Origin of the sequence: Terriglobus sp. YAF25 (assembly GCF_052113305.1) — a bacterium.
Taxonomy (GTDB): Bacteria; Acidobacteriota; Terriglobia; order Terriglobales; family Acidobacteriaceae; genus Terriglobus.
In genome coordinates this window covers 1-6081 of record NZ_JBFRCY010000226.1, presented here as the reverse complement: position 1 = coordinate 6081, position 6081 = coordinate 1, and the positions used below count along the sequence as shown (strand labels likewise).

Sequence of the window (6081 nt, the reverse complement as noted above, 5' to 3'; positions counted from 1 at the left end):
GTGCAGGGCGTTTGCATCTATGGGCGTTTTCCTCAATGAAAACGCCGCTGCACGGTCTTTCCGGGATACCTAGTAACAGGAGAAAGGCTCTAGGAGCATTTCTCCTCTAGGTGTAGTGCAGGGCGTTGCATCTATGGGCGTTTTCCTCAATGAAAACGCCGCTGCACGGTCTTTCCGGGATACCCTGCAACAGGAGAAATGCTTAGGAGAAGTCATGGCGCACGCGAAGCTGCTCATGCTGGTTGGCGACTACGTTGAGGACTACGAGGTCATGGTGCCGTTCCAGACCCTGCGGGTGCTGGGACACACTGTCGATGCCGTTTGCCCAAAGAAGAGTAAGGGCGAGTTTGTCCGCACGGCGATTCACGACTTCGAAGGTGACCAGACCTACAGCGAGAAGCGCGGCCACAACTTCATGTTGAACGCTACCTTCGCCGAGGTGGACGCTGCGCTGTATGACGGCCTGGTGATCCCAGGTGGCCGGTCGCCTGAGTATCTACGGACGGATGAAGACGTACTGAAAGCCGTGCGCCACTTCTTCGAGGTGGGCAAACCGGTGGCGGCTGTCTGTCATGGTCCGCAGATTCTTGCCGCTGCGGGCGTGCTGCAGGGGAAAAAGATCAGTGCGTATCCGGCATGCGCTCCAGAGGTAAAGCTGGCCGGCGGATCGTATCAGCCGATTGGGATGACCGAGGCAGTTGTGGATGGAAGGCTGGTGACAGCTCCCGCATGGCCGGCGCATCCGGCGTGGCTCTCAAGCTTCGAAAGCGTACTGCAGGAGTATCTCGTCTCCCGCCTCGCGGTCGATCTTGCTTCCAGGTCCTGAAGGGCTGCAGTCCTGAGGGACTGGCGTGTCGCAGCAGAGCGGGTCCGCGAAGGATGCCTGAACATCCTCCGCGGGATCTTGGAGAGAGAAAGCAGGTACTGCTTTACTTACGCCATCCTCCGGCGTCCGCTTGCAAGCTCACGGACGTGATTCATGAAGATGGAGCGCTGCAGGCTGTCCAGCTGATTGACGTAGCCGGCGATCTCCGCCAGGAACGGGTCAGCCATCAGCACGGCAGCCTCATCGGTGCGTCGCGAGCGCGAGTCGCGCAGCAGCGCCGAGATATCGACCTGCAGCGCGGTAGCGAGCCGCTGCAGCGAGCCAAGTGTCGGCATCGCCTTGCCATTCTCAATCTTTGAGATGTAGGTACGCGGTACGTTCATGCGCGTGGCCAGCTGGCGCTGCGACAGGTTGCGGACGCGGCGCAGATCACGCACAGCGGTCGCTACCTGCAGCGAGCCTTCCTGGGCCGGCTGCGGCGGAACGATTGCTAGGGGAGCTGCTGCTACCTCTGGCTCATCAGCCTCAAGCGGCTTGTGGCAGCGGCGGCACAGCGCATTTACAGTCCGGAACTGGACCAGACTGCAGTGATCGCAACGAAGAACTTCCCGCTGTTCGACGGGAGCCATCATGGTTGCCATATTCAATTTGTCGCGAAGTCGCCAGAGCAAGGGACCCGCCCACCCGTCAATGCCTGGACGGCGTGGATGTGCCTAGATTGACACCCGGTTACTGCTTAGTCAAGGGGAATCCCGGTGATTATTAGCTAAAACAGGGAGAAAACCCGAAAAAGAACCAAGAGAGTAACTTGTTTCTACAATGAGAGTAAGCACCTGAGGAAAAACAGGCAGTTTTCCTCCGTTGTCATCCTGAGTGAAGGCTCCCGCCGTCACGACGGACCATCTTTTTAGATGGGAGGCAAAATTCTTTACCATGTCTCACATGAACCCATATACCCGAGATCGCGCATGGGAAGTATTGAAGGAGTGGACCGAGTCTGCCAGCCTGATCAAGCATGCACTTGCCGTGGAGGCCTGCACAGAGTTCTACGGCTCCCGCGAGGCGGAACGGCTGGGCTTAAGCGGAGACGAGGCCGCGGAGTTCACTGAGAAATATGCCATTGCCGGCCTGCTTCACGACTTCGACTACGACCGGCATCCATCGCTCGAAGAACATCCCTTCGTCGGTGAGAAAGTGCTGGCAGAACAGGGCTGGCCTGAAGAGATCCGCCGCGCCATTTTGTCGCACGCAGACTACAGCGGCGTTCCGCGAGAGACCCACCTGGAGCGCGCGCTCTTCGCCTGTGACGAGCTCGCAGGTTTTCTAACGGCGTGTGCGCTGGTGAAGCCCAGCAAGTCGATCTTTGAAGTCGAGGTGGCAGGCGTAAAGAAGAAGATGAAAGACAAAGCCTTCGCCCGCGCCGTAAAACGTGAGGATATGACACTCGGCGCCGAGCTGCTGGCCATTCCTCTCGACGATCACATCGGCAATTGCCTGACAGCATTGCAGGCGCGCGCAGAAGAACTGGGCTTGAAGGGAACTGCTGCTTAGCTTGCACGCCGCCGGAATTACCCGTGCACTGGGTGCCCCATGTCCCTCGGGGACATGGGTATTCGCGCATCGCGCGATGTCTTGCTTAAGGGCATGGCTTCAGCCATGCCGTAGAAACGCGCCCGAAAGGATGCGGCTTCAGCCGCTGAGGTCAATGTTTGTGAGCCGATATGGCATAGTTCTCGGCCGTTGAAAGGCCCGCTATAGGTTTTCGGACCAGCAGATTTCTCCGCTGCGCTACGAAATGGCAAATCAAAACATGTATCGAGCTTCGCTCGCTCCTCCCACATATGCTGCGCATATATGGGGCATCCGACCTGTGGCTTACGCCCTCAATAACGACTTCGTCTCACGCTCTGTAGATCCCCGCCCTTGCCGCAACACCTGATTTGTCATCAACAACTCCGCCAGCATCTTCCGTAACCTTTCGTTCTCTGCTTCCAGCTCTGCCAGCCGCGGCATCAGTAAGTCGGCGTTCAGTGTCTGTTCATCCATGCTTCGCCTCCTCTTTTTCTGGAATCTCATCGCCGCGTCCCCCCGGCCCCCGGCGGTATCCGGGATGTCCTGGCCAACAGCGGCTGCCGCGCAGGCCTTCACGTAATTTCTCGCGCTCTTCCGGAGACATCTGTTCCCAGCGCTCGCGCATATGGCGTCCCCAGCGGTAGCCGTCATGATGCCTGCGGCCGTGGAAGCCGCCGAAGAGCAGCTTGCCAAGAACAAAGAGCCCCAGTGCCTGCCAGTACGTGATGCGGGGCAGGGCGAAGATCGCCGGCATCAGTGCATTCCACAGCAACATGACCGCAAATCCAACGACCGTTGCGGCCACCGCCGCGATCAGCAACACCTTCACAATTTTGAATGGCTTTCTCATCGCCTACCTGCTTTCAAATACGTCTTTCATCTCTTCCAGCCGCTCCCGCAGATGCAGCACGGCATATCGTTTGCGCGAGAGCAGCGTGCTTACACCCACACCGGTTGCGGCGGATATTTCTTTGAAACTGAGCCCGTCGACCTCATGCGCGATAAACACCTCGCGCTGCGCCTCCGGTAGCTCATCCAGAGCCTCTTCGATCAGATCCATCAAGACCTCCCGCGCATACGCTGCCTCCGGGCCTGCATCGCGCGATGGCAGCAGATCTTCAAGCGTTAGCGCGCTGTCGTCCATCACCGGCTGCTGCAATGACTCAGGAGTCTTCTTCCGGAACATGTCCGTGATCCGGTTGCGGGCGACGGTGAACATCCACCCGGTAGCCGTTTCCACCGGCTTCATCATCCGGTAGGTCTCCACCAGCTCGTAGAAGACCTCCTGCAGAATGTCCTCGGCCTGGTCGGCATCCTTCACCCGTCGGCGAATAAAGCTGCGCAGGCGCGGCTTATCGCGCTCCATCGTCTCGGTAAGGAACCGGTTCTGCTCGTCGAGGCTCATCTCGTGCGTCATGCGCTTCGCTCATCCTGTAGAACGAAGCAACTCAAAACATATTGCAGACTTTCTTGTAGAGTATTTTCCCTGTAGGAGTAGAGTAGGGCTTCCGCATCCATGGGCGTTTTCCGTGATGAAAACGCCGCCGCACTTCTCTTCCGGGATACCCAGCAACAGGGAAAATGCTCTAATACTCGGTAGAGATGGCGCGGCCCCTCAGTTCAGAAAAACGCTCCGCCCTGCTGCAGGCGGCGATTCATGAGATTGCCGCCGCGGGACTCTCCGTCTCTACCGCCCGGATTGCAAAGCACGCCGGAGTGGCCGAAGGAACCCTGTTTACCTACTTCGCCACCAAGGAACAGCTCCTCAACGAACTCTATCTTGAACTAAAAGTGGAGATCTACGGCGTCATCCACAAAGGCTTCCCCATAAAAGGTTCGCTCAGGGACCGTGCCTGGCACGTCTGGTCCGTAAGCCTGGACTGGGCAATCGCCTATCCGGAAAAGCGATCCGTCTCCATGCGCCTCAACCTCTCCGAAGTACTTACGGAAGAGACCAGGGCGAAGAGCGCCGCCATGCGCGGAGAGGTAGACAGCGCCCTCGCCGGAGTGGAAGAGCGTATCGCCGCGAAGGGGTTGCCCAAAGGCTTCGCCAGCTCGATGATGGGCGCCATGCAGGACGCCGCGATGGAGTACATCGCCAAAAAACCACGCCAGCGCGAAAGTTTGAAAGAGAAGGCATTTGATCTTTTCTGGCGTGCTCTGCAGTAGCAACGTCGCCATCCAATTCGGTTGCTGCGGTTGTTCACCAGATTCGCGCGTAGCGCGAATGCCTTGCTTAAGGGGACGGCTTCAGCCGTCCCGCACGCCAGCCAAAAAGAAGAGCGGCTTCAGCCGCTGAGGTTAGGTTTGATGTTGGAGAGGCGACAAACAAGTCACGAGTCGCATTGAAATTGAATATTTAAATAAATGAGCAACTACTCACTCATTATGGAATCTGATCTTGCAGGAGGAATTCTCAAAATGAGCAAGGTCTGGTTGGTAACGGGAAGCGGCAATGGTCTCGGACGGGATATCGTGGAGGCTGCTCTTGCAGCTGGAGATTCAGTGGTCGCCGGTGCACGGCGCATCGAGGAGCTTGCACCGCTGGTGGCTCAGTACGGTGAGCGCATCAAGCCGGTAACACTGGAGGTCCGCGACGAAGAGGCCGCAAAGGCAGCGGTCCAGACAGCCGTGGAGACCTTCGGCCGTCTGGACGTTCTGGTCAACAATGCCGGCTACGGCCTGTTTGCTCCTTTCGAGCAGATCTCCTCAGAGGACTTCAAAGCTATTGTCGACACCTGCTTGTACGGTGTGGTCTACACCACGCGCGCGGCTGTGCCGCAGATGCGTAAGCAGCGCAGCGGATTGATCTTCCAGGTCTCCTCGATCGGTGGCCGCATCGCTATGCCTGGGAATGCGCCCTATCACGCCGCCAAGTGGGCGGTAGGTGGCTTCAGTGACTCTGTTGCACTTGAGGTTGCACCCTTTGGCGTAAAGATCTGCACGCTGGAGCCGGGTGGCATCCGCACCAACTGGCTTCGTCGCGCCGGCGCAGGCCTGCCGGATCTGTTGCCGGACTACGAGCCCTCGGTCGGGCAGCTCATTGCCCTGCGGGACAAATATGAAGGCCATCAGGAAGGTGACCCGAAGAAGATCGCGGCCCTGATCGTGAAGTTGGCCAACAGCGAGGAGGTGCCCATGCGCCTGGTCCTCGGCGTGGATGCCGAGATGCGCGTCAAGACAGCGGAAGACGCCCRTCATCAGGAGGCGGAGCGTTTCCGGGAGCTGACCCATTCCACGGTCTTTGAGGGAACTGTGCCCTTCGCGGAGCTCCAGACCCGGTAGGGTAGGGCTCCGTCCTAAGTGCTCAAAAACGGGGAAGGCCGCTCAGCGGTCCTTCCCGCAAGTTCTAGTGAGGCCGAGCAGCTTGCCGATGTAGCGGTCCGCCATGCGAGCGGGCACGATCCTTGGGAGTATCCAGCCCCGAAATCTATGAGGCACCACCGCGTACCTGGCTTTCGGCCTTGAGGTTGTGAGCGCTGCCAGGATCACCTTGCCCACACGTTCAGGGGGGAATCCCTGCCTGCCCTGAGTGAGGAAAATCTGTGCAAAACGCTTCAGCGCCGTGGCGTATTCGGTCTGACGAAACCGTTCGATACCAATGGCCTCTGCTTTGTCCCAGATGGGTGTCGCGACGGCACCCGGAGCCACTACAATCACGTCGATGCCATGCAGTAACAGCT

The 6081-nt window shown here is 58.6% G+C and carries 8 protein-coding genes and 1 pseudogene; 4 read left to right on the top strand and 5 right to left on the bottom strand.

Annotated features, from left to right (window positions below; genetic code table 11):
- The first annotated feature begins 214 nt into the window (after positions 1-214).
- A complete protein-coding gene (locus AB4043_RS11360; RefSeq protein ID WP_442302738.1) occupies positions 215-826 on the top strand; it encodes a DJ-1/PfpI family protein in 612 nt (203 codons plus the stop codon).
- Between the two features lie 107 nt (positions 827-933).
- Here AB4043_RS11360 and AB4043_RS11355 read toward each other — a convergent pair whose 3' ends face one another.
- The gene (locus tag AB4043_RS11355; protein WP_442302739.1) at positions 934-1467 is read right to left on the bottom strand and encodes a helix-turn-helix domain-containing protein; all 534 of its coding nucleotides are present in this window, start codon (positions 1465-1467) and stop codon (positions 934-936) included.
- Between the two features lie 292 nt (positions 1468-1759).
- Between AB4043_RS11355 and AB4043_RS11350 the strand changes: the two genes are divergently transcribed.
- Positions 1760-2377, top strand: coding sequence for an HD domain-containing protein (locus AB4043_RS11350; protein WP_442302740.1), 618 nt, complete (start codon positions 1760-1762; stop codon positions 2375-2377).
- 324 nt (positions 2378-2701) lie between these two features.
- Here the strand turns inward: AB4043_RS11350 and AB4043_RS11345 are convergent, their stop codons facing one another.
- The 3 genes from AB4043_RS11345 to AB4043_RS11335 are packed head-to-tail and all read right to left on the bottom strand — an operon-like array spanning position 2702 to position 3815.
- Entirely contained in the window at positions 2702-2872 is a 171-nt protein-coding gene (locus AB4043_RS11345; RefSeq protein WP_442302741.1) for a hypothetical protein, read from the bottom strand.
- The gene (locus AB4043_RS11340; RefSeq protein WP_442302742.1) at positions 2865-3248 is read right to left on the bottom strand and encodes a hypothetical protein; all 384 of its coding nucleotides are present in this window, start codon (positions 3246-3248) and stop codon (positions 2865-2867) included. The genes AB4043_RS11345 and AB4043_RS11340 overlap by 8 nt, the downstream gene beginning before the upstream one ends.
- 3 nt (positions 3249-3251) lie before the next feature.
- Positions 3252-3815 (bottom strand): RNA polymerase sigma factor, encoded by a 564-nt coding sequence (locus AB4043_RS11335; RefSeq protein WP_442302743.1) that lies wholly within the window; start codon positions 3813-3815, stop codon positions 3252-3254.
- A 185-nt stretch (positions 3816-4000) separates the two neighbouring features.
- Here AB4043_RS11335 and AB4043_RS11330 point away from each other — a divergent pair, with 185 nt between their 5' ends.
- On the top strand, positions 4001-4567 hold the full coding sequence (locus AB4043_RS11330; protein WP_442302744.1) for a TetR/AcrR family transcriptional regulator: 567 nt from the start codon (positions 4001-4003) through the stop codon (positions 4565-4567).
- Between the two features lie 252 nt (positions 4568-4819).
- On the top strand, positions 4820-5683 hold the full coding sequence (locus AB4043_RS11325; protein WP_442307082.1) for an SDR family NAD(P)-dependent oxidoreductase: 864 nt from the start codon (positions 4820-4822) through the stop codon (positions 5681-5683).
- Between the two features lie 42 nt (positions 5684-5725).
- Here the strand turns inward: AB4043_RS11325 and AB4043_RS11320 are convergent.
- A pseudogene (locus AB4043_RS11320) lies at positions 5726-6081 on the bottom strand (oxidoreductase); the annotation flags it as partial.